At 71.4% G+C, this 23,476-nt stretch carries 18 protein-coding genes; 1 reads left to right on the top strand and 17 read right to left on the bottom strand.

Annotated elements, in window-relative coordinates; translation table 11 throughout:
• Window positions 1–50 precede the first annotated feature (50 nt).
• Window positions 51–1,748, bottom strand: coding sequence for a sigma-70 family RNA polymerase sigma factor (locus OG729_RS08030; protein ID WP_405805182.1), 1,698 nt, complete (start codon window positions 1,746–1,748; stop codon window positions 51–53).
• A gap of 457 nt (window positions 1,749–2,205) precedes the next feature.
• Between OG729_RS08030 and OG729_RS08025 the strand changes: the two genes are divergently transcribed.
• Window positions 2,206–2,892: a phosphatase PAP2 family protein gene (locus OG729_RS08025; RefSeq protein ID WP_405805180.1), complete on the top strand. Its 687-nt coding sequence runs from the start codon at window positions 2,206–2,208 to the stop codon at window positions 2,890–2,892.
• A 12-nt stretch (window positions 2,893–2,904) separates the two neighbouring features.
• Here the strand turns inward: OG729_RS08025 and OG729_RS08020 are convergent, their stop codons facing one another.
• The 16 genes from OG729_RS08020 to asnB are packed head-to-tail and all read right to left on the bottom strand — an operon-like array spanning window position 2,905 to window position 23,474.
• Window positions 2,905–4,239: a glutamate-1-semialdehyde 2,1-aminomutase gene (locus tag OG729_RS08020; protein WP_405805179.1), complete on the bottom strand. Its 1,335-nt coding sequence runs from the start codon at window positions 4,237–4,239 to the stop codon at window positions 2,905–2,907.
• Window positions 4,240–4,246: 7 nt separating this feature from the next.
• The gene (locus OG729_RS08015; RefSeq protein WP_360876366.1) at window positions 4,247–4,798 is read right to left on the bottom strand and encodes a dTDP-4-dehydrorhamnose 3,5-epimerase family protein; all 552 of its coding nucleotides are present in this window, start codon (window positions 4,796–4,798) and stop codon (window positions 4,247–4,249) included.
• Window positions 4,795–6,042, bottom strand: coding sequence for a polysaccharide pyruvyl transferase family protein (locus tag OG729_RS08010; RefSeq protein WP_405805177.1), 1,248 nt, complete (start codon window positions 6,040–6,042; stop codon window positions 4,795–4,797). The genes OG729_RS08015 and OG729_RS08010 overlap by 4 nt, the downstream gene beginning before the upstream one ends.
• Complete coding sequence (locus OG729_RS08005; protein ID WP_405805175.1) at window positions 6,039–6,986, bottom strand: glycosyltransferase family 2 protein; 948 nt, start codon at window positions 6,984–6,986, stop codon at window positions 6,039–6,041. The genes OG729_RS08010 and OG729_RS08005 overlap by 4 nt, the downstream gene beginning before the upstream one ends.
• Window positions 6,983–8,302, bottom strand: a complete 1,320-nt coding sequence (locus OG729_RS08000) for a hypothetical protein (RefSeq protein WP_405805174.1) — start codon at window positions 8,300–8,302, stop codon at window positions 6,983–6,985. Before OG729_RS08000 ends, OG729_RS08005 begins: the two co-directional genes overlap by 4 nt.
• On the bottom strand, window positions 8,299–9,582 hold the full coding sequence (locus OG729_RS07995; protein ID WP_405805172.1) for a DUF4910 domain-containing protein: 1,284 nt from the start codon (window positions 9,580–9,582) through the stop codon (window positions 8,299–8,301). The genes OG729_RS08000 and OG729_RS07995 overlap by 4 nt, the downstream gene beginning before the upstream one ends.
• Entirely contained in the window at window positions 9,570–10,595 is a 1,026-nt protein-coding gene (locus OG729_RS07990) for an NAD-dependent epimerase/dehydratase family protein (protein WP_405805170.1), read from the bottom strand. The genes OG729_RS07995 and OG729_RS07990 overlap by 13 nt, the downstream gene beginning before the upstream one ends.
• Window positions 10,596–10,598: 3 nt before the next feature.
• Window positions 10,599–11,246, bottom strand: a complete 648-nt coding sequence (locus OG729_RS07985; RefSeq protein ID WP_405805169.1) for a PIG-L deacetylase family protein — start codon at window positions 11,244–11,246, stop codon at window positions 10,599–10,601.
• Entirely contained in the window at window positions 11,243–12,049 is an 807-nt protein-coding gene (locus tag OG729_RS07980; RefSeq protein WP_360876389.1) for a glucose-1-phosphate cytidylyltransferase, read from the bottom strand. The genes OG729_RS07985 and OG729_RS07980 overlap by 4 nt, the downstream gene beginning before the upstream one ends.
• On the bottom strand, window positions 12,046–13,281 hold the full coding sequence (locus tag OG729_RS07975; RefSeq protein WP_405805167.1) for a class I SAM-dependent methyltransferase: 1,236 nt from the start codon (window positions 13,279–13,281) through the stop codon (window positions 12,046–12,048). Before OG729_RS07975 ends, OG729_RS07980 begins: the two co-directional genes overlap by 4 nt.
• Entirely contained in the window at window positions 13,278–14,552 is a 1,275-nt protein-coding gene (locus OG729_RS07970) for a glycosyltransferase (RefSeq protein WP_405811086.1), read from the bottom strand. The genes OG729_RS07975 and OG729_RS07970 overlap by 4 nt, the downstream gene beginning before the upstream one ends.
• A gap of 11 nt (window positions 14,553–14,563) precedes the next feature.
• Window positions 14,564–15,805, bottom strand: coding sequence for an O-antigen ligase domain-containing protein (locus tag OG729_RS07965; RefSeq protein ID WP_405805165.1), 1,242 nt, complete (start codon window positions 15,803–15,805; stop codon window positions 14,564–14,566).
• Window position 15,806: 1 nt separating this feature from the next.
• Window positions 15,807–17,348, bottom strand: a complete 1,542-nt coding sequence (locus OG729_RS07960) for a right-handed parallel beta-helix repeat-containing protein (RefSeq protein ID WP_405805164.1) — start codon at window positions 17,346–17,348, stop codon at window positions 15,807–15,809.
• An 8-nt stretch (window positions 17,349–17,356) separates the two neighbouring features.
• Window positions 17,357–19,333, bottom strand: a complete 1,977-nt coding sequence (locus tag OG729_RS07955; protein WP_405805162.1) for an alginate lyase family protein — start codon at window positions 19,331–19,333, stop codon at window positions 17,357–17,359.
• Window positions 19,330–21,525, bottom strand: a complete 2,196-nt coding sequence (locus tag OG729_RS07950) for a bi-domain-containing oxidoreductase (RefSeq protein WP_405805160.1) — start codon at window positions 21,523–21,525, stop codon at window positions 19,330–19,332. The genes OG729_RS07955 and OG729_RS07950 overlap by 4 nt, the downstream gene beginning before the upstream one ends.
• 17 nt (window positions 21,526–21,542) lie before the next feature.
• On the bottom strand, window positions 21,543–23,474 hold the full coding sequence (gene asnB, locus OG729_RS07945; protein WP_405805159.1) for an asparagine synthase (glutamine-hydrolyzing): 1,932 nt from the start codon (window positions 23,472–23,474) through the stop codon (window positions 21,543–21,545).
• Window positions 23,475–23,476: the final 2 nt, after the last annotated feature.

The following is a 23,476-nucleotide window of genomic DNA, read 5'->3' as shown; positions in this document are numbered from 1 at the left end:
TGGACGCCGTTCAGAATTCAGGAGCAGAGTATCGACGACCGTGCAGCGGACTAGAACCCGAATACCTGCGTCCAGGTCCAGTCGTCGGTGACCAGGCCGAGGCCCATGGTGGTCAGGGAGCAGTTGAGGATGTTGTCGCGGTGGCCCTGCGAGTTCATCCACGACTCCATCACGTGCTCAGCGGAGTTCTGCCCGCGGGCGATGTTCTCTGCGCCGGGGGACGTGTAGCCCTGTGCGCGGGCCCTGTCGGCGAAGTTGCGGCCGTCCTGGCTGCGGTGGTCGAAGTAGTGGTTGGCCGACATGTCCTCGCTGTGCAGCTGGGCGGCGCGGGCGAGGCGGTCGTCGAGCTTCACGGGCCGGCAGCCTGCTTCGGCCCGCTCGGCGTTGACGATCGCCAGGACCTTCTCGGCCGGGGTGTTCGCGGGATTGGCCTTCGGCTGCTGCTTCGGCGGCATCGGACGTGGCTTGGCGGTGGTCGGCGCCGGAGAGGACTTCCTGGGCGACGCGCTGGGACTCGGCGAGGCGGACTTGCTCGGCGAGGGGGATGGGGACGCCGTGGCAGTGGGCGACGAGGAGGTGGCGGGTGCCGAGGGCGTTGCGGACTCCGACTCGGCGGCGGACGCCGACCGCACCGTATCCCGCTCCTCGTCCGGCGACAGCATGGTCATCCCGGCGACCGTGCCTCCCGTGACCAGCAGGGCGACAGCGGCGGCCACGGCAGTAGCACGCCGCCGCGTCTGGGTTCGGCTTTGTATTCGGCGGCTCTGGCGATCGTGCAGCCGGCCTCCGCCCACCATCCCGATGACGGCGGCGCCGGTGCCAGGTGCTCCGGACCCTCCGCCAGCGCCCGTGTGGCCCGCCATGCCCCTGTGCAGGCCCGCGCCCGGGTGGCCGACCGGAGCCGCGTGGCCGACCGTGCCGAAGACCGCCGTCTCGCTGGGCGCCCCAGCACCCCCGAAGAGGCCCAGGCCCGCGAGACCCCCCAGCACCCCCGCCACCGGCACCAGGCCGAAGCCCACCAGCAGCCCCTCGGCAGGCACCAGTCCTGCTTCGAACCCCGAACAGACCGTGCAGTCACGCGCGTGCCGCGCGATCCGCTTGCGCCACAGCGCCGACGGGATGCCGTCCCAGGCCAAGATCACCTCGTCGAGGAGCACACAGCGGGGCACCGCGGACAGCGCCCGTACCACCACCCGGGCCGTCTCCAACTGCGCCTTCATCCGCTGCACGCGCACCGCGGTGTGCTGCCGCGACAGCTCCAGCGCGGCGGCCACCTCGGCCCGCCCCAGCTCGCCCGCAGCCTCCAGCCACCACAGCGACAGCAGCGCACAGTCCTCGGCATCCAGCCACCGGGTGGCCTGCGCCACTTCCCGCCGCTGACCCTCCAGACCGAGCCGCACGATCGTCAGGTCCACGAAGTCCGCGCCCGGGTCGGCCAGGTCGTACGCGTCCTGCAGACCCGAACTCGCCGGCACGGCACGGTGCTTCTGCCAGTGGCCGCGTATCTGGTTCATCGTGATGGCCACCAGCCAGGACCGGAAGCCGTCCGGGTCACGCAGCGATCCGAGACCGCCGAGCGCGCGGATCATGGTCTCCTGCACCACGTCGTCGACGTCGGCATGCCCGTTCAGCGCCCGGCCCACGATGTTGTACACCAGCGGCAGATACGCGGCGACAAGCTCGTCCTGTGCATGTTGGTCGCCCCGCCGCGCCGCCTCGACCATCGCGCCGTCGTGTTCCCTGCTCACGCCCACGGCTGTCCACTCCCCTTCACGGTCCTTGCTTTTCCCGTCTGACACAGGGGAGACCGTCGGCCCGGGCGCGCGATAACAGAAAGTGCGCCGAGAGCCCGGGCGCACGCTACTCGAACGAGTCCCGAACGGGTAACGAGAGGCGGAGGATGTGACGCAGTCGTACACACTCCGCGGCTGTCCGACGGCGGTTTGCCGCGACCCGATTGTTGGTTAGGGTCACAAGTAAAGGCTTACGGCTCCCGCGGAGTCCTACAGGCCAGGAGCGGGTGTCCGCGGGGCAGTTGTGGTCGCTGGAGGGTGGGTCGGACACGGACGGGGGGCTCGCGTTGGATCGCCTGGCCGGAGCGGACCTGGAAGTCGGCCCAGCCCAGTTCGTGCTTGACGGGTTTGTAATCTTGCTCGGTCCAGCCGCGCAGCCCGTACAGGCTGACGATCCCGGCCCGGTGGGCGTGTGACCGGCCGACCGGCGCCCGCGGTGCTGCCCCCATCGCTGCGCGTGTGGCTCGTGCTGATCGCGGCCCTCGCCGCGCTGGTGGTCGTCGTGCTCGGGGTCCTGTACGCCGGCCACAGCGAGCCCGGCACGGTGGACAGGTGGATCATCCGGCCGACGGCGGACAGTGTGGGGCCGCCGTGGCGGGACGTAGCTCTGGCCACGGACTTCTTGGGGGAGCCCGTGGGAGCGGCGACGCTGGTCGTGGCCGCCGTGACGGGCTGCCTGCTGTTGCGGCGTCCTCGCGCAGCTGTGCTCATCGTTGCCGGCGTCAGCCTGACCGTGGGGGCGTCGACGCTGCTCAAGTCCCAGGTGGGACGCACCATCCACGGCGAAGACAACCTGTCCTACCCGAGCGGGCACACCGCCTTCTTCACCGCGCTCGCCCTCATAGTGGCGCTGCTCGCGACCGGACGGCTCTGCCTCGGCAGGACGGCCGGCATGTTACTCGTGCTCGCCACGGCGCTGGTTGCCGGCGCCGCCATGGGCTGGGCGCAGGTCGCCCTGGGCGCGCACTACCCGACCGACGTCCTCGGCGGCTGGTGCACCGCGTTGGCGGTGATACCGGCGACCGCATGGTTGGTCGACCGGATGGCCGACCGGCTGGTCGATCGGATGGCCGACGCCGGTCGGCGGGAGCGCCGCTGACGTTACGTCACGTCACGCCAAGCGGCGGAATACGGGCTTCACCGGCCGCCCGGCCAGCCAGGGGGTGGGGTCAGCGGCGTCCAGTGCCTTCCGGTACACCGCACATGCCTGGGCCACCACGTCGACGGTGTGATCGATGTCGGCGTCGTCGAGCGCGCTGCTCACCACGAACGACGGGGCCAGCACCCCGCCCGCGAGGAGCCGACGCAGGAACAGGGTGCGGTACTGCTGCGACGGCTGCCGGTTCTCGTCGAGGGTGGCGAAGACCAGGTTGCTGGCCCGGCCCCGGACGACGATGTGGTCGCCGACGCCCATGCCGGCCGCGGCCTCGCGGACACCGGCGGCCAATCGCTCGCCAAGGGCGTGCAGCCGCGCGGTGATGCCCTCCTCGACGTAGGTGGTGAGCACGGCCATCGCGGCGGCCAGCGAGTGCGTTTCCGCACCGTGCGTGGTGGACAGCAGGAACACCCGGTCGCCGGAGTGACGCAGCCCGCCCCGCTCCATCAGGTCGCGGCGCCCGGCCAGCGCGGAGACGGCGAACCCGTTGCCCAGCGCCTTGCCGAACGTGGAGAGGTCGGGGACGACGCCGTACAGGCCCTGGGCGCCCGCCTCGGACCAGCGGAAGCCGGTGATCATCTCATCGAAGATCAGTACGCATCCGTGCCGGTCGGCCAGCTCGCGCAGACCGGCGAGGTACCCGGGCGGCGGCTCGGTGTGGCCGGCAGGTTCGAGGATCAGGCAGGCGACCTCGTCCTGGTACCGGGTGAGCAGCTCCTGAGTGGCGGCCAGATCCCCGTAAGGGAACGCCACGGTGAGCTCGGTGGTCGCCGCCGGAACACCGGCGGACATCGGCGTGGTGCCGATGAACCAGTCGTCGACGGAAAAGAACGGATGGTCGCCGCAGATGGCCACCCGCGGGCGCCCGGTGACGGCGCGGGCGAGTCGCACCGCGGCGGTGGTGGCGTCGGAGCCGTTCTTCGCGAACTTCACCATCTCGGCGGTCGGCACCGTGGCCAGGAAGCGTTCCGCGGCTTCGACCTCCACGATGGACGGCCGGACGAAGTTGCTGCCGCGGTCGAGTTGCCGCCGCACCGCCTCGAGCACACGTGGGTGGGCGTGGCCGAGGCTGACCGACCGCAGGCCGGAGCCGTACTCGACGTAGCGGTTGCCGTCGATGTCCCACACGTGGGCACCGCGGCCGTGGCTGATGACCGGGGCCAGGTTTTCGGGGTACTGGTCGTCGCCCTTGGCGTAGGTGTGCGCGCCCCCGGGGATCATGGCGTGCAGCCGCTCGTTCGCCATCCGCGACCGGGGCAGGAGGAGCTCTTCGGTGTCTTCGGTGTCCACGCCAACCTCAACTCTCTTTTTGCTGCAGGACCTCGGCGAGGCTCGGTGCCTCCCGGTCCCGCTTGGACATCGATATGACCGGCAGCGGCCAGGGGATGGCGAGCTCCGGGTCGTCGAAGGCGATCGTCACGTCCTCGGCCGGATCGTGCGGGCGGTCGATCTGATACGAGACGTCGGCGGTTTCGGTCAGCGCCTGGAAGCCGTGCACGCACCCCGCCGGGACGTACAGGGTCACCTGCGTCTCGCCGGACAGCTCGAAGAAGGCCAGGCTGCGGTATGTCGGAGAGTCCGTCCGCAGGTCCACGACGACGTCGAAGACCCTCCCGTACGAGCACCGCACCAGCTTGGCCTCGCCGGCGCCGGAGCGCAGGTGCAGGCCGCGCAGCACACCCTGGGCCGAGCGGGACACGCTGTGCTGGACGAAGGCGTCCGGGTCGAGGCCCACCGAGCGGACCACGTCGGCGTCGAAGGTGCGGCAGAAGAAGCCGCGCTCGTCGGCGTACGGCGTTGGCTCGAACAGGTACGCGCCGACGATCGCCGGGACTTCGACCGCTTTCATGGAGCCTCCCGCATGGCGTGGGCGTGGGCGTGGTCGGCCGCCGGGAAGAGGGCCGTGGTCAAGGCGGTGAACTGGTGCTCGAGGCGCCGGGCGGCGACCAGGTTCCGCTCGGTGAGGGTCCGCCGCAGCTCCGCCGATCGCTGCTCCAGCGCCCGGAACTGCTCGAGCAGCAAGTCGGCGTCGACCTCGCGAGCCGGGTGGCAGTACGCGTCCAGCCCCATCTGAGCCATGAGCGCGTCGCTCTTCGCCGCATAGCTGAGGGCGAGCGTCGGCGTGCCGACCTTCAGCGCGCAAATCAGGTTGTGGTACCGGGTCGCCACCACGGTGTCGGCAGCCGCCATCTCCTTCATCAGGTCGGCCAGCGAGGCCGCCTCGGCAGCGGTGACCAGCGGCGAGTCCACCGCGTTGAGGATCGCGGCGACCACCGGCACGTCGACCTCGTCGCCGGTGAGCAGCCGGACCGGCCTGCCGTCCTCGACCAGCGCGCGGACGAAGCGGGTCGTCCCGTGGAGGTAGCGCCGGTGGATCTCCTCCGCCCGGGCGCGGTCGTCGTTGCCGCCGTGGAAGGCCATGACGCCGACGCAGACTTGGCCCGGCGGGGCTGAGAGCTTGTCGGGTCCGCTCGCCGGCAGCGTCGGCAGGGCGAATGCGAGGTCCGGGTAGACCTCGTCGCGCGCGGTGTCCACGCCCATCGCCCGCATCGCGTCGCGGGACAGGGCGTCCCGGTACGACCGGTAGGTGGCCAGCCGCGCCGACCAGCGCACCAGGGTTCGGGTCGGCCGGTTGCCGATCGCGGCGGCGCCGACGCCGACCAGCGCGACCCGGGTGCCGAACAGCCGGCCGGTCGCGCACAGCAGGAACAGCGAGTACGGGAAGCCCCACGGCCGCAGCGGCAGCGTGGCCTCCAGGACGCCCATGCCCGGCACGATCACCACGTCGTGCCGGCGCACCCAGGCAGCGGTGCGGAAGACATCGACGAGTTTGCCCAGGCCCTTGCCCGCGATCGCGCCCGCACGCGACGCGGTCCGGTACTCCCCGCGGTACCAGTGCAGCCGCGTCGCGGGGATCGCGTACCGGGTCGCGACGACCTCGGGTCCACCGCACAGCGCGTCCACGACCGCCTGCGGGTGCTCGGCGCGGAGGTACCCGAGCACGGCCTCGAGCGACCCGTCGTTGCCGAGGTTGCCGGAGCCGAGCAGGCCGAACACCCCCACGCGCAGCGGAGTTCCGTCCGCGGACGTCATGCCTGCCTCCCCTCGCGTCCCGCGACGAGGGCGTCGACGCAGACGGTGTGCCGGCCCGGGTCGACCGGGGCGCGGTCCTCGACGCGCTCGCCGGCGCCCGGCCGGACCCGGCTGGTCATCCATGCGGCCAGGTGGCCGTAACACGCGCGCCGGTCGGCCGGGGACAACGGCGCCCGCCGGATCGCCGAGGCGAAGCCCCAGACGTACTCGGCGAGCAGCCGGGGCGTCGGGTGCAGCGGGCCCGCCCGGCGCGGGTCCAGGTTGACGCAACGGGAGCGCTTGGAAGGGTTCGCCCGCTCGGCGCGGGTGGGGTGGTCGCGGCGGAAGTAGAGCAGCTCCGGCACCTGGTGGAAGGGCCCGTGCAGGGTGATCTCGGCGACGAACGTGCGGTCCGCGTGGTGGTAGCTGTCGTGCGGCTTCACCCGGCGCAGCACGTCGGCCCGCATCACCCCGTAGAAGTCGTCGCCACCGGGCTCGAGCAGCAGGCTGCGGAAGCGCTCCGGCGCGTGCGGCGAGTCGGTGGCCAGCCCGTACTCGTAAGGGACCTTCACCTGGCCGGCACCGTCGATGACCGCCTGGCCGCTGTGCGCGAGGATCACGTCCGGCCGCTCGTCCAGCGCCGATACGCAGCGCCGCAGCAGGTCGCGGGCGTAAAGGTCGTCGTGCGAGGCCCACTTGAACAGCGCGCCGCGGCACTCGGTGAACACGTAATTGTGGTTCGGGGCGGCGCCGATGTTGCGGGGCAGCCGGATGTAGCGGATACGCGGGTCCTGCGCGGCGTACTTGCGGCAGATCTCCTGAGTCCCGTCGGCCGAGGCGTTGTCGGAGATGACCAGCTCGAAGTCCTCGTAGGTCTGGCCGAGCAGGGCGTCGAGCGACTCGGCCAGGTACTCCTCGCCGTTGTACACGGGCAGGCCGATGCTCAGCCTGGGTTGGGCGGTCATGGCGTCCTCACTTCGGGGATGGGGTTGTGGTGGCGCTCGCGGAGGGCGGACCGCAGCTGCAGCCACCACACGGCCGAGGCGCAGACGGTCGCGGCGGCGACGCCCCAGGCCGAGCCGACCGTGCCTGCCACGGCCGCGCCGCCGAGCCCGCCGCCGACGTAGCAGGCGGAGGCGAACAGCTGGCAGCGCAGGCTGCGCCGGGCCGCGGCGAGCGCGCGCAGCCCGGCCGCCGCGCCGGTGCCGAGTCCGGCGCCCGCAACGCCGAGCGTGGCCGGCACGATGAGTGCCGAGGCGGACTGCCAGACGCCGCCGAGCACCAGCTCGCCGGCCCGGTCCGGCACCAGCAGCAGCGCCGCGCCCCAGAGCAGTGCGGCGGCGGCCTGCCCGCCGCCGAGCACGAGGCAGAACCTGGCAAGGCGGTGCGGGGCTCGCTGCAGCACCCGTGCCGCCTCCGCGACGGTGACCAGTGAAAGCCCCATCAGCACGGCGAGGAACGGGCCGAGCAGCAGCTCCGCGCCCCGGACCGCACCCACCGCGCCGACCCCGACGATCGCGCCGAGCCCGTACGCCCGCAGCTGGCTCGCGCCGCTGAGACTGACGTTCTCGACCAGGTAGCGGTAGCCGAGATCGCGCTGCTCGCGAAGCCACCCGGGCGCCCCGGTCAGCCGGGGCAGGATGCCGGACTGGAGACAGCCGTACACCGCGGCCACCGCGGCGGACGCGCCCCAGGCGAGCACGAAGGCGGCCACGCTGCCCACGCGGGCCGCCAGGAGCATGGCCGGGACGAGCGCGACGCCCCACACGAGATCGTTGACGAACGCCTTCCGCCCGGTGCCGGCGGCGAAGAACGCGAACCGCCAGGCGTCCTGCAGCAGCAGCGCCGGCAGTACGACGCCGAGGCAGGCGAACGCAGGCCCCACCCGGCCGCCGAGGCCGAGCCCGATCAGCAGACACACGGCGCCGAGGGCGGCACCGACGCCGAGGGCGGCACCCGACGACCGGGCCGCCGCCGCGCGCCAGGACTCCTCCGGCACGCCGCTGAAGCGGACCACGAGCGGGTCGGTGGCCAGCCCGCGGGCGACGTTGAGCACCACGCCGTAGGTCAGCCAGGCCAGGCTGAACACGCCGAACGCGGTCAGCCCCAGCGAGCGTGCCACGTAGAGCCCCACCGCGAAGTTGGTCATGCTGGAGGCCGCCTGGTCGGCCAGTCCCCAGGACAGCCGGCCGACCATGGCCCGCTTGGCGGTGGGCCGGGCGCGCCTGGCCCGGCCCACCGCGGTCGTCGGCTTCTCCCTCCCGGTGGTCATCGGCGTCATGCCTTGATCAGCCCGGCACCGTGCAGGGCACCGGCCGCGACGGCGACGGTGTCGAACGGCAGCCCGGACCGCTCGGCGACGTCCAGCAGACTGTGCTCGCCGTCGGAGAGGCTGAGCACCCAGAGCATGGCCATCTGGGCCTGCTTCGCGTCACTGCGCCCGCCGAGCGAGTCGTACAACCCCCGTCGGCCCAGCTGTGGTTCGCCGTAGGGGCTGAGGTTGACGTACTGCCGGTTGCGGTCAAGGACGGCAAACGCCTCGCGGCAGACGGCGAGCGTGTCCGCCATCGCCTCCGGGGAGACGAAGTCCAGGTTGTCCGCCGAGGTGTGGTATTCGGGGTAGCCGGCGTACGGGGTCCGGCTGAGCGAGCCCACGCCGAGATCGAACCCGGGCGAGCAGAACTGCCGCTCGTCGTAGCCGTACGGAGTGAACTCGGCGACGCGGTGCGGGCGTTCGGATGCGGCCAGCACATGCCGCATCACCCGGTCGATCTCCGCGTCGCCGCGCCTGCTCTGCTTGTACGTCAGCCGGCCCGAGTCGCCGGCGCAGGCCAGCACAAGCCCGTGCCTGACCCGCTCGACCCGCTCCGCGTTGCGGGCCAGCCAGGTGATCGCCCCGATGGTGCCGGGCGCGAACAGGAACCGGTAGGTGTACCACGGCGTCTCCTGCGCCAGCGCCCTGGCCAGGAACGTCGCCACCGCGATGCCGGCCAGGTTGTCGTTGGCCAGTGACGGGTGGCAGACGTGGCAGGAGACGATCACCTCGTCGGGGACCTGCCCGGGGATCACATGCTCGGCGTAGGTGAGGTGGCCGTCCGCGAGTGTGGAGTCGATGCGCACCTCGTACTCGCCGTCCGGCAGCGCGTCCAAGGTCTCCTGGGCCAGGCAGAACCCCCATTCCGGCGTGTAGTAGCTGGTGCGGTACGGCACCCAGGCCGGGTGGTCCGGCAGGGTGTGCAGGTGCGCGCGAAGCTCGGCCAGCGGCATGGTCGCCGCCACCGGCACGCTGTAGCCGAGCACGTGCAGGCTGGACGCGGCGAAGTCGACGACCCGGTTGCCGGCGGTGTCGGCGATGTACGCGCCTTGGATGTTCCACTCCTGCGGCACCGTCCAGTCGAGCACTTGCGTCCCGGTAGGCACCTCGTGCACCTGCAGCGGAACGTATTCGCCGACGATCTCCAGGGTGGCGCGCACACCGTCGCCGGTGATGCTCCGGCACAGCGGGTACAGCCGCTCCACCAGCGCGTACATCTCTTCGCCGGCCTCGGTCATCGGCGCCACCGCAGGGTGTCGTCGACGGCGCCGGCGTCGGACGCCGCGCGCAGCACGGCAAGGCGGGTGAAGCGCCGCTCGAAGTCCTCCCGGGTCAGCCCGAACTTCCGGTAGGCGTCGGCGAGTTCGAGCGCGCCCTGCTTCACCGTCCACTCGCAGTCGAAGCCGGGCACTGCGGCGCGGAACCGGGAGAAGTCCACCCGGTACGACCGCGGATCGGCGCCGGCCTCTCCGGTGATCACCACCTTCGAGCCGGACACCGCCGCGGCAACCTGCTCGGCGATCTCGGCGACCGTGACGTTGTTGATCTCGCTGCCGATGTTGAACGCCCGGTCGTGCACGGCCTCGCGCGGCGCGGTCAGCGCGGCCGTGAAGGCCCGTGCGATGTCGGCGGCGTGCACCAGCGGGCGCCAGGGGGTGCCGTCGGACAGCACAAGCACCTCGCCGGACAGGAGCGCGTGGCCCACCAGGTTGTTCAGCACGATGTCGGCGCGCAGCCGGGGTGAGTAGCCGAAGGCGGTGGCGTTGCGCATGAACACCGGGCTGAAGTCGCCGTCGGAGAGGGCGTGCAGGTCGTCCTCCACCCGCACCTTGGACTCCGCGTACGGCGTCACCGGGCGCAGCGGGGCGTCCTCGGTGACCAGACCGTCGCCGCCGGCGGCGCCGTAGACCGAGCAGGTCGACGCGTACAGGAAGCGCCGCACTCCGGCGTCGCGGGCCAGCCGGGCAAGGCGTACGGACGCGTGGTGGTTGATGTCGTAGGTGAGGTCCGGCGCCAGCGATCCCAGCGGGTCGTTGGACAGCGCCGCCAGGTGGATCACGGCTTCCACCCCGGCCACGTGTTCGGCCGTGACGTCGCGCAGGTCCACCCGGTGCCCGGACGGGTCCGCGGGCGGATCGCCCAGCACGCAGTCGGCGAACAGACCGGCGTCGAGGCCGACGACCTCGTGCCCGGCGGAGCCAAGGACCGGGGCCATCACGGTGCCCAGGTAGCCCTGGTGTCCGGTCAGTAGTACGCGCAAGGTTCAGTCCCCCAGATCGAGCGTGAGTTTGGTGACGGCGAACGCCTCGGCGTAGCGCGCGTGGCATTCGATGCCGCGGATCCGTGCAAGGCCGAGGAAGGCCTCCCGGTCGTACCAGGGCCGGTGCCGCTGCGAGGCGTAGTGCTCCTGCAGCAGCCGCACCTTCAGTTCGGCGATCTCGGGCGACAGCGGCTGGTACGCCGACGGACGGCCGAGATCGCCGTCCCACTTGACGATCTCGTAGCCGAGGACCAGGTGGTCGCGGAACGCGGTGGGTATCAGCTTCGCCAGGCCACGGTGATCCTGGTGCGCGTCGTCGGTACGCGGGGCAAGGACGAGATCCGGCTCGGTCTGTCCCCGCAGTTCCTCGACCGCGGCCTTGGCCTCGTCCCAGTGCACGGGCAGTCGGCCGTCCGGCAACTTGAGCACGGTCAGCCGCAGGTCGGCGCCCGGGCAGAAGGCGGCGAGCGCGGCCCGCTCCTCCTGCTCCCGCTCGCTGCCACCGCCACAGAGCACCAGCGCGTCGATACGGATACCCGGCCGCGCCAGGCACATCGTCAGCAGCGTGCCGCCGGCGCCGATGGCGATGTCGTCGCAGTGCGCGCCCACCGCGACGATCCGGTTCAGGGGCCCGGCCCCGAGCCGGATCACGCCCTCACTCCGGCACTCGCCGCCGCGCCGTCCCGTTCCCACACGGCCCACGGGCGGTCGCCCCGGGCGTAGGCGTCGTCGAGTGCGGCCCGCTCCTTCACCGTGTCGGTCGGCTTCCAGAATCCGCGGTGCTGGTGCGCCACCAGCCGGCCGTGCTTGGCCAGTTGGGCACATCCGTCAGCGACCAGGTCCCCGTTCTCCGGAATGTGGTCGAAGACCTCCTGGCGGAGCACGAAGTAGCCGCCGTTCTCCCACATCGGCAGTTCGCTCACCGCGGTGATGCCCCCCACCAGGCCGTCCTCGCCCAACTCCACGCAGTGGAACGACGACTGCGGCGGCACCACCATCATCGAGGCACCCACGTCGCGCCGCGCGAACCGGTCGATCATCTCCGGCAGCGGGGCGTCGGTGAGCACGTCGGCGTAGTTGGCGAGGAACATCTCGTCGCCGTCCAGGTGGTGCCGCACCCGGCGCAGCCGCTCCCCGATCGGCGACTCGATGCCGGTCTGCGCGAACGTGATCGTCCAGGAGGCGATGTCGGTGGACAGCAACTCGGTCTGCCCGCCCCGCAGCACGAAGTCGTTGGACGTCGTCTCCTCGTAGTTGAGGAAGAAGTTCTTGATGTGGTGAGCCCCGTACCCGAGACACAGGATGAACTCCGTGTGCCCGAAGTACGCGTAGTAGCGCATGACGTGCCAGATCAGCGGCCGCGGGCCGACCATCGCCATCGGCTTGGGCATGTCGTCGGAGGCTCCGCTGCGCATCCGCAGCCCGTAACCGCCGCAGAACAGAACGACCTTCATGACTTGACCTCGACAATGCTCAGTTCCGGGATGGGAAAGACAAGGCGGCCGCCCCAGTCGTGCACGAAGGACAGCTGCTCGACCAGCTCGGCCCGCAGATTCCACGGGAGGACGAGGACGTAGTCCGGCTTGTCGGCGGCTATCTGCTCGGGCGGCAGGATCGGGATGCGGGTGCCGGGGGTGAACCTGCCGTGCTTGTAGGGGTTGCGGTCGACCGTGTACGGGAGCAGGTCGGGCCGGATGCCGCAGTGGTTGAGCAGGGTGTTGCCCTTGCCCGGGGCGCCGTAGCCGACGACCGTCTCGCCGCGCTCGGCCGCCTCGATGAGGAACCGCAGCAGGTCCCGGCGCACCTTGGCCACCCGGGCGGAGAACTCGGTGTACCCGGACAGCTCCTGCAGCCCGGCGGCCTTCTCCCGGTCCAGTACGTCGGCCACCCGCCCGGTCGGCTCGCCGGCCACCTCGGCCGGCCGGGCCCACAGCCGGATGGAGCCGCCGTGCGTGGGCAGCAACTCGACGTCCACGAGCGCGAGTCCGCCGCTCGCAAGGGCCCGGGTCGCGGACGCGACCGTGTAGTACTGGAAGTGCTCGTGGTAGATCGTGTCGTACTGGTTCTCCTCGATCAGGGTCAGCAGGTGCTGCACCTCGATGGAGACCCAGCCGTCGTCGGCGACCAGGGCGCGCAGCCCCTGGGTGAACCCGACCACGTCCGGGATGTGCGCGTACACGTTGTTGGCCACGACCAGGTCCGCCGGTCCGCGCTCGGCGCGGACGGCCGAGCCGGTGTCCGGGTCCAGGAACTCCGTGAGCGTAGGCACGCCCGCGTCCCGCGCCGCGGCGCCGACGTTCACCGACGGCTCGATGCCGAGGCAGCGGATCCCCCGGTCCACCATGTGCCTGAGCAGGTACCCGTCGTTGCTCGCGACCTCGACGACGAAGGCGTCGGGGCCGAGAGCAAGGCGCGCTGCGGCGTCGGCGACGAACGTGCGTGCGTGCTCCACCCAGGAGGTCGAGTAGGAGGAGAAGTACGCGTACTGCGTGAACGTCTCCTCCGGCGTGATCAGCGGAGGGATCTGCGCCAGCCAGCAGTCGGTGCAGACCCGCAGATGCAGCGGGTACGCCGGCTCCGGCTGGTCCAGTTGGTCCGCGGCGAGAAAGCTCTCACACGGCGGGGTCGCCCCCAGATCGACGACGCTCCCCATCGCCGCCGAGCCGCAGAGTCGGCATCGTGTCATCTACTGCCCCCATCCCTGCTCGCGCGGGTGCCCCGCCGCGAGCCAGCGTTTTTGTTCCCTGCCGGCGGCGCGCTGTCCCCGCCGCCGGACCGCCCCGCGATTGCGGTGCGGTACCCCTCCACCAGGCGCTCAAGGCCAATGGCCGGGCTGAACCCCTGCTCGTAACGGCGCCGGGCCGCCTCGCCCATCTCCCGGTTGCGGGCCGGCTCGGCCGTGATCCGGCGCAGGCAGGACGCGAGCGAGGCGGGCTCGCCCGGCCGGTGCAGCAGCCCGGTCACCCCGTCCTCGACGAGTTCGACGAAGGCGCCGTGACCGGCGGCGACGGTCGGGACCCCTGCCGCCATCGCCTCCACGACCACCAGGCCGAACGCCTCCAGCCACGTCGAGGGAGCCACCACGGCGACCGACCGCGCGACGGCCTGACGGCACTGGGCCGGGTCGTACAGGCCGACGTACCGCACGTCGTCCCGGCCCGCCGCCCAGGCGTTCACCTCCGGCTCCAGCGGCCCCGCGCCGGCGATCACGAGCGGTACGCCCACACCGCCGTCAGCGGCGATCTCGTCCCACGCGGCCATGAGCAGCCGCACGCCCTTGGCCTCCGCGAGCCGGCCGAGATAGAGCAGATGCTCGCCGGCGCCCGTTCGGCAGGCGCCCGGGTCGGGCACGAAGTTGTGCTTCACCGCCAGTCGCTCGGCCGGCATACCGGCCCCCACCAGGACGTCGCGCTGTGCCGCGGAGATGCAGAAGAACCGCTCCACGCCGGACCACCACCGCCGCCGGTTGACCGACATGCTGACCGCGAGCGGCACCGTCGCCAGCCGGGAGTTTCGGTAACAGCCGTGCCGTACGGCGGGCAGCGGCGCGGACCCGACGCACTCGGTGCACGGCCGGCCGTCCCGCTGCAGCGTGCCGGGCGGGCAGACCTGGGTGTAGTTGTGCAGCGTGGCGACGGCGGGCACGCCGGCGTCGGCGCAGGCGGCCAGCACCGCGGGCGACAGGAGCGGGAAGACGTTGTGGACGTGCACCACGTCCGGCCGCTCGGTGCGAAGCCGGGCGGCGAGCTCCGAGCGGACCGCCGGGTTCCACGGCACAAGGAGTGGCACCGCGGCCTTGCCAAGGAGGGACCGGGCGGCGATGTCGTCGCTGCGCCGCTCGAACACCTCGACCCGGTGGCCGGCCTCGCGCAGCAGCCCCACCTCCTGGTCGACGACCTTGTTCTCCCCGCTCGGCTGCGCCGAGGCGTAGCGGTTGTGCACTACGAGAACGTGAATGCCGTGCATGCTCAGGTCACCTCCGATCTCTGGGCCCATCGCGGTATGCGTCGTCGGGGGACTTCGGGCGTCGAGAAGGGAGTGGCCGCGGCAGGTGCCGCAAGCAGCGAGGCGGCCAGGGCCAGATGCAGCAGATACGGCGAGGCGTCGCCAAGGCCGGCCTCGGTGTACGACGCGATCGCGCAGTAGCTGATCAGGAAGATCGCGCAGGCCCTCGGCAGCGACGGTGGCCGCAGCAACGCGACGCCGCCCAGCACGATGATGATCGCCGCCACCAAGGCGACGCCGGTCATACCCTGCTCGTGGTAAACGGCCAGCCAGCTGTTGTCGATCGGCAGTCCGCCGAACGACTTGTCGCCCAGGCCCGCGCCGAACAGGTACTCCGAGGTCGTCCGGGGTGCTGCCAGCAGGGCGTCCCAGACCTTGGCCCGACCGGTGAGGTTCGTGAAGTTTTCCTGGCTCTGTCCGCGCAGGAACCACGCCTGCAGCGCGGAGGCGAAACCCACCGCGGCCACAGCGGCGCACAGCACCGCCCAGGCGAAGAACCGGCGGGCGGCGGCGCTGGTCAGGATGAGCGAGCCGATCGCCAACGCCAGCCCGATGAGCAGGCCGAGCGTGGCCGTCCGGGTATGGGTCAGCGCGAGCAGGACGAGTGACGGCACGATGACCACCGCGGCGCTGGCCCGGTCGGTCCGGCGGCCCAGTACGAGCAGCATGGTGAGCCCGATGATCACCGCGGCGTACTGTCCGATCTGCGGCGGGGTGAGCGGCCACAACGCGCCGACCAGCCGCCCGCCGTAGAGCTCGGGCATGGCCGCGCCCGGTGAGACGACCAGGCCGGCGGCCACCGACCCGAGCACCGCGAAGTACATCCGGATGTGGTGCCGGACGAACGTCAGGCTGCCGTCCCACCAGCGGCTGAGCAGCCACAGCGTGCCGATGAAGAGAGCCAGCCGGGCGCAGCGGAACAGCGCGCCGAACCCGGACTCCAGGTTCGCGCTGGAGATCACGCTCGGCACCAGCAGCAGGGTGAGCAGGAACACGAAGGCGCTGGGTCGGATGCGCAGCCGGAGATTGACTGTGAGCGCCAGCGCGAACGCGGCGACCAGCGCGCCCATGGTGACCATCTGGATGAGGGAGCGGGGCAGCGGGATGATGGTCTTCGCCCCGGCGGAGCCGAGCGTGTTGAGGACCAGCAGCCCCCAGACCGTCCCGACGATCTTGGACGTGTGGTCTGTGCGGTCCGGGCTCATCTCAACCACCGTCCCGTGCGCGGAAGGTGCTGCCCGCGTCCTGCTGGTACGGCGTGCCCTGCCACTGCCCGGAGTCGAGTATCCGGCTCGGGTCGTGGGCGACGAATTTCCATGGTCCGAGGTAGACGTTGTCGTGCCAGCGGTTGTGCTGCTCGCGGGTGATCGCGTCGGCCACCCGCTCGCCCTGGTACGGCGACCAGTCCGGATAGGTGCCGTAGTTGGCCAGCACCGCCATTCGGTCGCACTTCACCGTGCAGTCGACGACGGACGTGTCCAGCACGAAGCGGTTGCCGTGGATGTCCACCCGCTGGGTCTTCCACCGGCAGTCGGCGTAGAGCGGTGCGGTGGCGATCGCCGGCCGTGCGCAGCGGTCGGTGTTCTTCACCAGCAACGTGCAGTCACCGGACGAGGTGTTGGCCGGGCTGTTGCAGAACCGGTCGGCGTTTTCCCACAGGGTGATCCCGGACCAGTTGTTCTCCAGCAGGTTGCCGTAGATCTCGATCTTGTCGGTGCGGGCTCGGATCCGTGGTTCGCCGCCGGACTCGGACAGATAGATGGTCGCGAACGGGAAGCTGTCGCCGCGGTCGGCGTACCTGCGGCCCTCGACCCAGTTGTTCCGCCGGATCGTGTTTTTCCGGATGACCGCGTTGTAGCTGGCCTCGTAGATCAGCGCGGCACCGTCGTTGGCCTCGAGCACGTTGCTCTCGATGCGGAAGTCGTTGTTGTTGGTGTCCGCCCATAACCCTGTTCCGCGGTTGTCGTGCACCCAGTTGCCGCGTACGTCGGCGCCGTTGACGGCCCAGAACTTGACGCCTCCGGTGCAGCCGCAGCCCGGCCGCCGCCGTTCCCAGTCGCCGGTGTTGTTGCCCACGATCTCGTTGCCCTCGACCACCAGGCCGCGGATGGGGTCGCCGGCCTTGTACGCGTTCATGCCGTACTGTCCGTTGGCGCGCAGGCAGCTGGCGCGGACCTGCTGGCGGGCACCGGCCATCAGCCCGGCGCCGGAGTTGTTCTGGATCGTCGCGTGCTCGATCACCCACCCGTCGGCCGAGTCATGGTTGACCACGCCCTCGTTGTGCGGCGCGACGAAGCCCTGCACGGTCAGGTGGCGGATGGTGACGTTGTGGGCGTTACCGCTGAACGCGTACTGGTTCTTCTTCCGGCCGTCGAGCACCGCGCCTGGCGCACCGAGGTAGCGGTTCCCCTCCTTGGGGATGACCTGGGCGTAGCGGTCCGGGGCGAGCCTGTGCTTGCCCGGCCGAAGCCAGAACGTGGTGTTCGGGGGGCTGCTCTTGGTCTTCGCTGCCAGGTCACCGACCACCGCGGGGTCGACCGTCACCGCGCCCGTCGGCGCCTTCGCCGACCCGGCCGCGGGCTCGGCGCACACCCGGGCCACCGATCGGGCCGCGGACGTGGCGGACGTGGATGGCGCGGCCTTCGGCTCCGCCTTGGTTCCCGGCGTACTCTCGCAGCCGGTCGCTGTCAGCAGGGCCAGCGCCAGCGGTGCCGCCGCCAACGCCCAGTGCCGCCTCTTGATGCCCACTCGCCCCCCTAGCCGCGGAACCTGAGCACAGTGGTGAACTCCGCCAACAGCACAGAGCCATCGGCGAACCCGGTGCCGACCAGCGTGGTGGCGGGTTCCTTGCGCCCGAAGCCGGCGGAGTACCAGCCCAGCGGCGGATCGGTCTCGCCGCGATGCGCCCGCCAGGACAGCTGCCCGGGCAGGTCGAGCACCGCGGAGCGGTCCTCGCCGTCCCGGGTCCAGGTGAGCTGTGCCCGGTTGCCCGCCAGGTCCGCGGCGATCGCCGGGCCGAGGTGGAACGCCAGGTGCACGGCCCGGCGCGGGCTGTGTTGGCCGCGGACCTCGTCGACCACCCTCAGCTCCTGGCTCGCGGCCGTCAGCTCCACCCGGCGGCGGTGCACGGAGCGCTGGTAACCGTCGTGCTCGGCACACCAGCGGGCCACGCCCTCGTCGGATGTGTCCACAGCCAGGACGCGGCTGCGGGCGTGCCGGGTCCACAGGAACGGGCCGCCCGAGACGGACTGGTCACTGCCGTCCAGTTGCAGGGTGTTGTGGCCGAGGGTCGACCGGAAGTACTGCCGCCACTCGGGTTGCCCGTGGTAGCAGTACGTCCCCGGGTCGGCGAGCACGTCGACCCCGTCGTGCCGGACCTCCACGGACAGCGCGTCTGCGTGGCCGTGCGCGGCGATGGACAGGAAGCCGTGCGGACCACCGTCGCAGCGGCACCAGATCTCTGCCGGACCGCGCAGGATGGTCATGCCCGCGTCGGCGAAATGGGCCGGTCGGCTTGCGGGGCGGGTCACGGCCGGTTCAGTTCCATTTTTCGAGTACGGCCGGATGAGCGCGGCCAGGAGCGGGGTGCGCACATCGGTGCCACCCGCCGCCGGCCACCAGGCGAGCCGACCGAACACGGCGTCGCCGGTGGCCAGCAGCGAGGCCCAGCGGTCGGTGCCCGAGCCGTCCACGATCAGACCGTGCCCGTCGTCCGCGTCACCTTGGCGCGGCGGCCGTAACCGGCTGTCCACGATGGCCGCGAGCGCGTCCGTCATCCGCAGCAGTACCAGCCGGATCGACGCGGGGACCGGCACGTCGGCGGCATCCGCCTCGGCCACCGCGGCCAGGCCGAGCTCCAGCACCAGTCCGTGATACTCGGTGGCCAGCTCGCGGTTGAGGCCGGAGTCGAAGGTGTTGCCGCGCAGATGCCGCTCCAGCGACCGCAGCGCGACGGCTCGCCAACGCGCAGAGGAGGGGAACCAGCCGAACGCGCAGGCTGCGGCGAACTGCCCGGCGGCCTCGGCGATGACGTGGTTGTTCGCCGAGGACCCCCGGCTGGGGAAGGCCGCCAGCCAGCGCTGGTGGTGCCAGATCTGGTTCAGTGCCACCGGGTTGTCCTCGAACAGCCCGGCCGCGCCCGGCCAGCCGTCGAGCAGTCGGCGGATCCACACCCAGGACAGCAGTCGGATGCCCAGCTCGATGCCGCTGATCCAGTGCACGCCGCGCAGCGGTGGGTTGGCTGTCCACCACGACCGCAGGTGCTCGGCCACGCGCTCGGCGTATCGCTCGTTGCCGGTGATCGCATAAGCGGCGGCGAGCACGGTGAGGTACTGATGCCGGGACAGCTCCCAGATCTGCTTGATGTCCCCGACCGCGTCCTCATTGCGGTACGGCACGTCGAAGGCGTAGCCCCACGGAGCCCGGCGCCCGGTCTTCGGGTCGCACCACCAGTCCGGGTCGACCAGGTCGTCGCGGACCACCCCGAAATACTCGGCGTGCCCGTACATCAGCCGGTCCGCCTCGGCGATGAGACGTTTCGCGGCGTCCGGAGGCAGTGCGGCGATCGTCCCGGCGGGCAGTACCGCGGTGAACCGGGCGCCGGTCACGCTCGGGCAGTTGGGCCGCGCCCACCGCCACCGCCGTCTGCGCATCGCGTCGCCTGTCCGGCCGCCGACCTCCCGCGGCCCCATCCGGGACAGCCGGCGCAGGTACCAGCCCGCGCTCATGGTCATCGTGCCCTCGTCAGCGTCACCGGCGCGCCGCCGACCAGGCCGGCCTGCACCGCGAGGGTGGCCGACGTGGTGGCGACCAGCGACTCCAGCGGCACCGGCATCGGTCCTCCGGTCCGCACGGCCTTGATGAACGCGGCCAGCTCGGCGGACTGGCCCTTGTCCCGGGCTTTGGGCAGCCGCGAGCTGACCCACCGCTTGCGGCGGCCATCGTAAACAGCGGCACGGACGAAGTCGTCGAGCCGCAGCACCTTGCCGTCCGCGACAAGGTCCAGCGTCTCCTTGGGGAAGCTGGCCGGGCCGGTGGTGACGTAGCTGATGGTGGCGGTGGACCCGTCCGGGTAGCGCAGCACAATCTGAATGTCACTGCCGCCCTCGTTGCCGGACGTGGCGACCGCGTACACCGAGACCGGGTCGGCCTCGAGCAGCCAGCTCGCCGTGTCGATGAAGTGTCCGCCCTCGCCGGCGAACCGCGAGCCCTCGGTGCCCTGCCGGAGGTACCAGCTGCCGTGCTGCAGCCGGCCCGCGTTGACCAGGTAGCGGAGGCTCGCCGGGCCGGTCCGGGCGCCGAACCGCTTCCTGGCCTCCTGCAACAGCGGCGCGAACCGGCGGTTGAAGCCCACCTGCAGCCGGTCGTTGCCGGACTCCTCCACCGCTGTGAGCACGCCGGCCAAGTCGTCCTCGGTGAGCGCCAACGGCTTCTCCACGAACACCGTCTTGCCGGCCAGCAGGGCCTTCCGGGTCAGTTCGGCGTGCGAGCTGTGCCGGGTGACCACGAACACCGCGTCGATGGACGGGTCACCGAGCACGGCGTCGAGGTCGGTGGTCGCCTCGGCGAAGCCGAACTTCCGCTTGGCGTTGGCCGCGGACAGCGCCGTCGTGGTGACGACTGTCGACAACGTGACGCCGTCGCGCTCTGCCAGGTGCGGCAGCAGCATCGACGTCGCGTAGTTTCCCGCGCCGACGAACGCGAGCCGCACCGGCGCATTGGCGGACCGGGCGGGGGTGGACGCTCCGCCGCTGCGTCGCACCGCGGGCACGGTCACGGCCGGGGCCTCCGCTTCCTCCTTCTGTTCGGGGTACCGGAACAGCACGGCCACGGCCTTCAGGTCGCCGTCCTTCAGGCTCTGGTACGTCTCGACGGCGTCGTCGAAGTCGGCGATGTGGGAGACCAAGGGCTCCACGTCGACGCTGCCACGGGCGAGGAGATCGAGGAAGCACGCCAGGTTGCGGCGCTCGGTCCAGCGCACGTAGCCGATCGGGTAGTCCCGCCCCTCGAGCTCGTACTCCGGGTCGTAGCGCCCGGGGCCGTAACTGCGCGAGAACCGGACGTCGAGCTCTTTCTCGTAGTACGCGTTCCACGGCAGGTCCAGGCGGCACTTGCCGATGTCGACGACCCGGCCGCGGTCCCGGCAGAGCCGGGCGGCCAGTTCGACGGGCTGGTTGCTGCCGCCGCCGGCGGCCAGGTACACCTGGTCCACGCCGTGACCTTCGGTGAGTTCGGCGACGGCGGCTTCCACAGCGGCGGACGCGGGGTCGCCGCAGGCCTTGGCGCCCAGGCGCTCGGCGAGCTCGCAGCGCACCGGGTCGGGGTCGACCCCGACGACGCGGACCCCCGAGGCGGCGAGGAGCTGCACCACCAGCTGCCCGATCAGCCCGAGGCCGATGACCAGCGCCACGTCGCCGAGTTGCGGCTCGCCTCGGCGGACGCCCTGCATCGCGATCGACCCGACAGTGCCGAAGGCCGCGTGCCGCGGCGCGAGGCCGTCCCGCACCGGTGCGTAGAGGTTCTTCGGCACCCAGTTCAGCTCGGCGTGCAACGCGTGCTCGTTGCCGGCGCAGGCCACGAGGTCGCCGACCTTCACATCGTCGATCCCGGTGCCGACCTGCTCGACCACCCCGCACAGCGAGTAGCCCAGCGGCGTGTAGGAGTCGAGCTTGCCCATCACCTTGCGGTAGGTGGCGGGCACCCCGTTGGTGGCCACGCTCTGCATGACCTTGGCCACCTGGTCCGGACGGGAGCGGGCCTTGCCCAACATCGACATGCCGGCCTCGGACACCTTCATGAGCTCGGTCCCGGTGGATATCAGCGAGTAGGAGGTGCGGACCAGCACACCGCCAGGCTTGCACCCCGGCACCGGCACATCGAGCACCGCCAGCTCGCCGCTCTTGTAGTTCTGAACAACCTGTTTCACCCGAAGTCCTCTTGTCTCTACGCCGTCAAGGACGAGTTCTGGCCGGCCCCGGAGATCGCGTTGCGATACCAGTACTCGAGGGTCAGCACGTGCCAAAGATGCTTGGAGAAGTCCCGCTGCCCGGCGGCGTCCTCGGCGACCATGCGCGCCAGCGCGTCGCGGCGCAGGAACCCGGAATTGACGAGCACGCCGTCGTTGACCACCTCGCGCACCAGCGGTGCCAGATCCCGGCTCATCCAGGCCCGCAGCGGGGCGCTGAACAGGCCCTTGGGCCGGTACACGATCTCCCGGGGCAGGATCGAGGTGGCCGCCTCCTTGAGGACGGCCTTGCCCTGTCGTCCGACGATCTTGCGATCGCCGGGCACGGCGAACGCCGCCTTGACCACCTCGACGTCCACGTACGGCACCCGCACCTCGGTCGAGGCGGCCATGCTGGAGCGGTCCGTGTACGTGAGGTTCAGGCCCGGCAGGAACATCCGGGCGTCGCTCAGGCACATGCGGTTGACGAAGTCGTCGAGGTCGTTGTCCTGGTAGATGTCCGCATGTTCGGTCAGTACGTCGTCGACCGTTCCGGCCAGGTCCGGATCGATCAGGGCGAGCAGCTCGTCCTGGTCGTACATGGTGTAGCTGCGCCGGAAAGCGGTCTCCTCCGGCAGGTCGGCGAAGGAGAGGAACCGCTTCGCGAAGCGCACCGACCGGTACCCCCGGCGGGACGTGGCGACCGGAAGCCGGTTCACGGCCCTGGACAGGCCGCGGCGCAGGGGCCGCGGGACGCGCTGGTAGCGCAGCGCGATCAGGTTGGCCAGGTGCTTGCGGTACCCGGCGAACAGCTCGTCGGCGCCCATCCCCGAGAGCATCACCTTGACCCCGGCCTCTCGGGCGGCCGAGCAGATCAGGAAGGTGTTGATCGCGGCGGGGTCGCCGATCGGCTCGTCCAGGTGGTACGTCATCTGCGGCAGCAGGTCGAGCACGTTCGGAGCGATCTCGATCTCGTGCAGGTCGACGCCGAACTGCTCGGCCACCCGCCGGGCATAGCGCAGGTCGTCCGGCATCGCCTCGAACTTGGCGTCCTCGGCGCGGAATCCGATCGTGTAAGCGGAGATCCCGGGTTGGTCGCGGGCCGCCAGCGCGGTCAGGTAGCTGGAGTCAAGGCCGCCGGAGAGGAAGGTCGCCACGGGTACGTCGGAGAGCAGGTGGAGCCGAGTCGACTCCTCGACGATGGCGGCGACATCCGGCCGCTCGCCACTCCGGGCCCGCTCCCGGCCCTCGGCGGCGACGTCCCTGAGGTGCCAGTACCGGCCGCGCTCCACCCGGCCGTCGGGCCGGCACCTCAGCCAGCTCCCCGGCGGCAGCTTCTCCACTTCGCGGAACGCGCACCGTGAGTCCGGCACCCAGTAGTACAGCAGCGAGGCCACCAGCGCCGCATGGTCCACCTGCAGCGACCCGCCGGTGGCGGCGAGCGACTTGAGCTCGGAGGCGAACGCCAGGCCCGCACCGCGCCGGAGCAGGAACAGCGGCTTGATGCCGAGCTGGTCGCGGGCGAGCACTAAGTCACCGGTTCGCTCATCGAAGATCCCGAACGCGAACATGCCGCGCAGCCGGGGCAGGCAGTCCGTGCCCCAGCGCCGCCAGGCCTCCAGGAGCACCTCGGTGTCGGAGGTACCGCGAAAGCGCACCCCAGCGGCTGCCAGCTCGGCACGCAGCTCGGGCGCGTTGTACAGCTCGCCGTTGTATGTGAGGGCGAGGCCGCCCGAGACCATCGGCTGGGCGCCGGTCTCGGACAGGTCGATGATGGCCAGCCGGCGGTGCCCGAGCTGCACTTCGCCGTCACCGACGGGGTGGCCGTACCGGCCCGCCCCGTCCGGACCGCGGTGGGCGAGGGTATCGGTGAGCCGGTCGGTGACGACCTTCCCGTCCGGCCATCGGTAAGTCCCTGCGATGCCACACATGT

Source organism: Streptomyces sp. NBC_00210 (assembly GCF_045160975.1).
GTDB lineage: Bacteria > Actinomycetota > Actinomycetes > Streptomycetales > Streptomycetaceae > Streptomyces.
This window is presented reverse-complemented; position numbering and strand designations above follow the sequence as displayed.

Excerpts from the sequence above, each read along its gene's own strand:
- OG729_RS08015 (WP_360876366.1), bottom strand. The coding sequence starts at position 4,798 with ATGAAAGCGGTCGAAGTCCCGGCGATCGTCGGCGCGTACCTGTTCGAG.
- OG729_RS08010 (WP_405805177.1), bottom strand. The coding sequence starts at position 6,042 with ATGACGTCCGCGGACGGAACTCCGCTGCGCGTGGGGGTGTTCGGCCTG.
- OG729_RS08005 (WP_405805175.1), bottom strand. The coding sequence starts at position 6,986 with ATGACCGCCCAACCCAGGCTGAGCATCGGCCTGCCCGTGTACAACGGC.
- OG729_RS08000 (WP_405805174.1), bottom strand. The coding sequence starts at position 8,302 with ATGACGCCGATGACCACCGGGAGGGAGAAGCCGACGACCGCGGTGGGC.
- OG729_RS07980 (WP_360876389.1), bottom strand. The coding sequence starts at position 12,049 with ATGAAGGTCGTTCTGTTCTGCGGCGGTTACGGGCTGCGGATGCGCAGC.
- OG729_RS07975 (WP_405805167.1), bottom strand. The coding sequence starts at position 13,281 with ATGACACGATGCCGACTCTGCGGCTCGGCGGCGATGGGGAGCGTCGTC.
- OG729_RS07965 (WP_405805165.1), bottom strand. The coding sequence starts at position 15,805 with ATGAGCCCGGACCGCACAGACCACACGTCCAAGATCGTCGGGACGGTC.
- OG729_RS07955 (WP_405805162.1), bottom strand. The coding sequence starts at position 19,333 with ATGACCATGAGCGCGGGCTGGTACCTGCGCCGGCTGTCCCGGATGGGG.
- asnB (WP_405805159.1), bottom strand. The coding sequence starts at position 23,474 with ATGTGTGGCATCGCAGGGACTTACCGATGGCCGGACGGGAAGGTCGTC.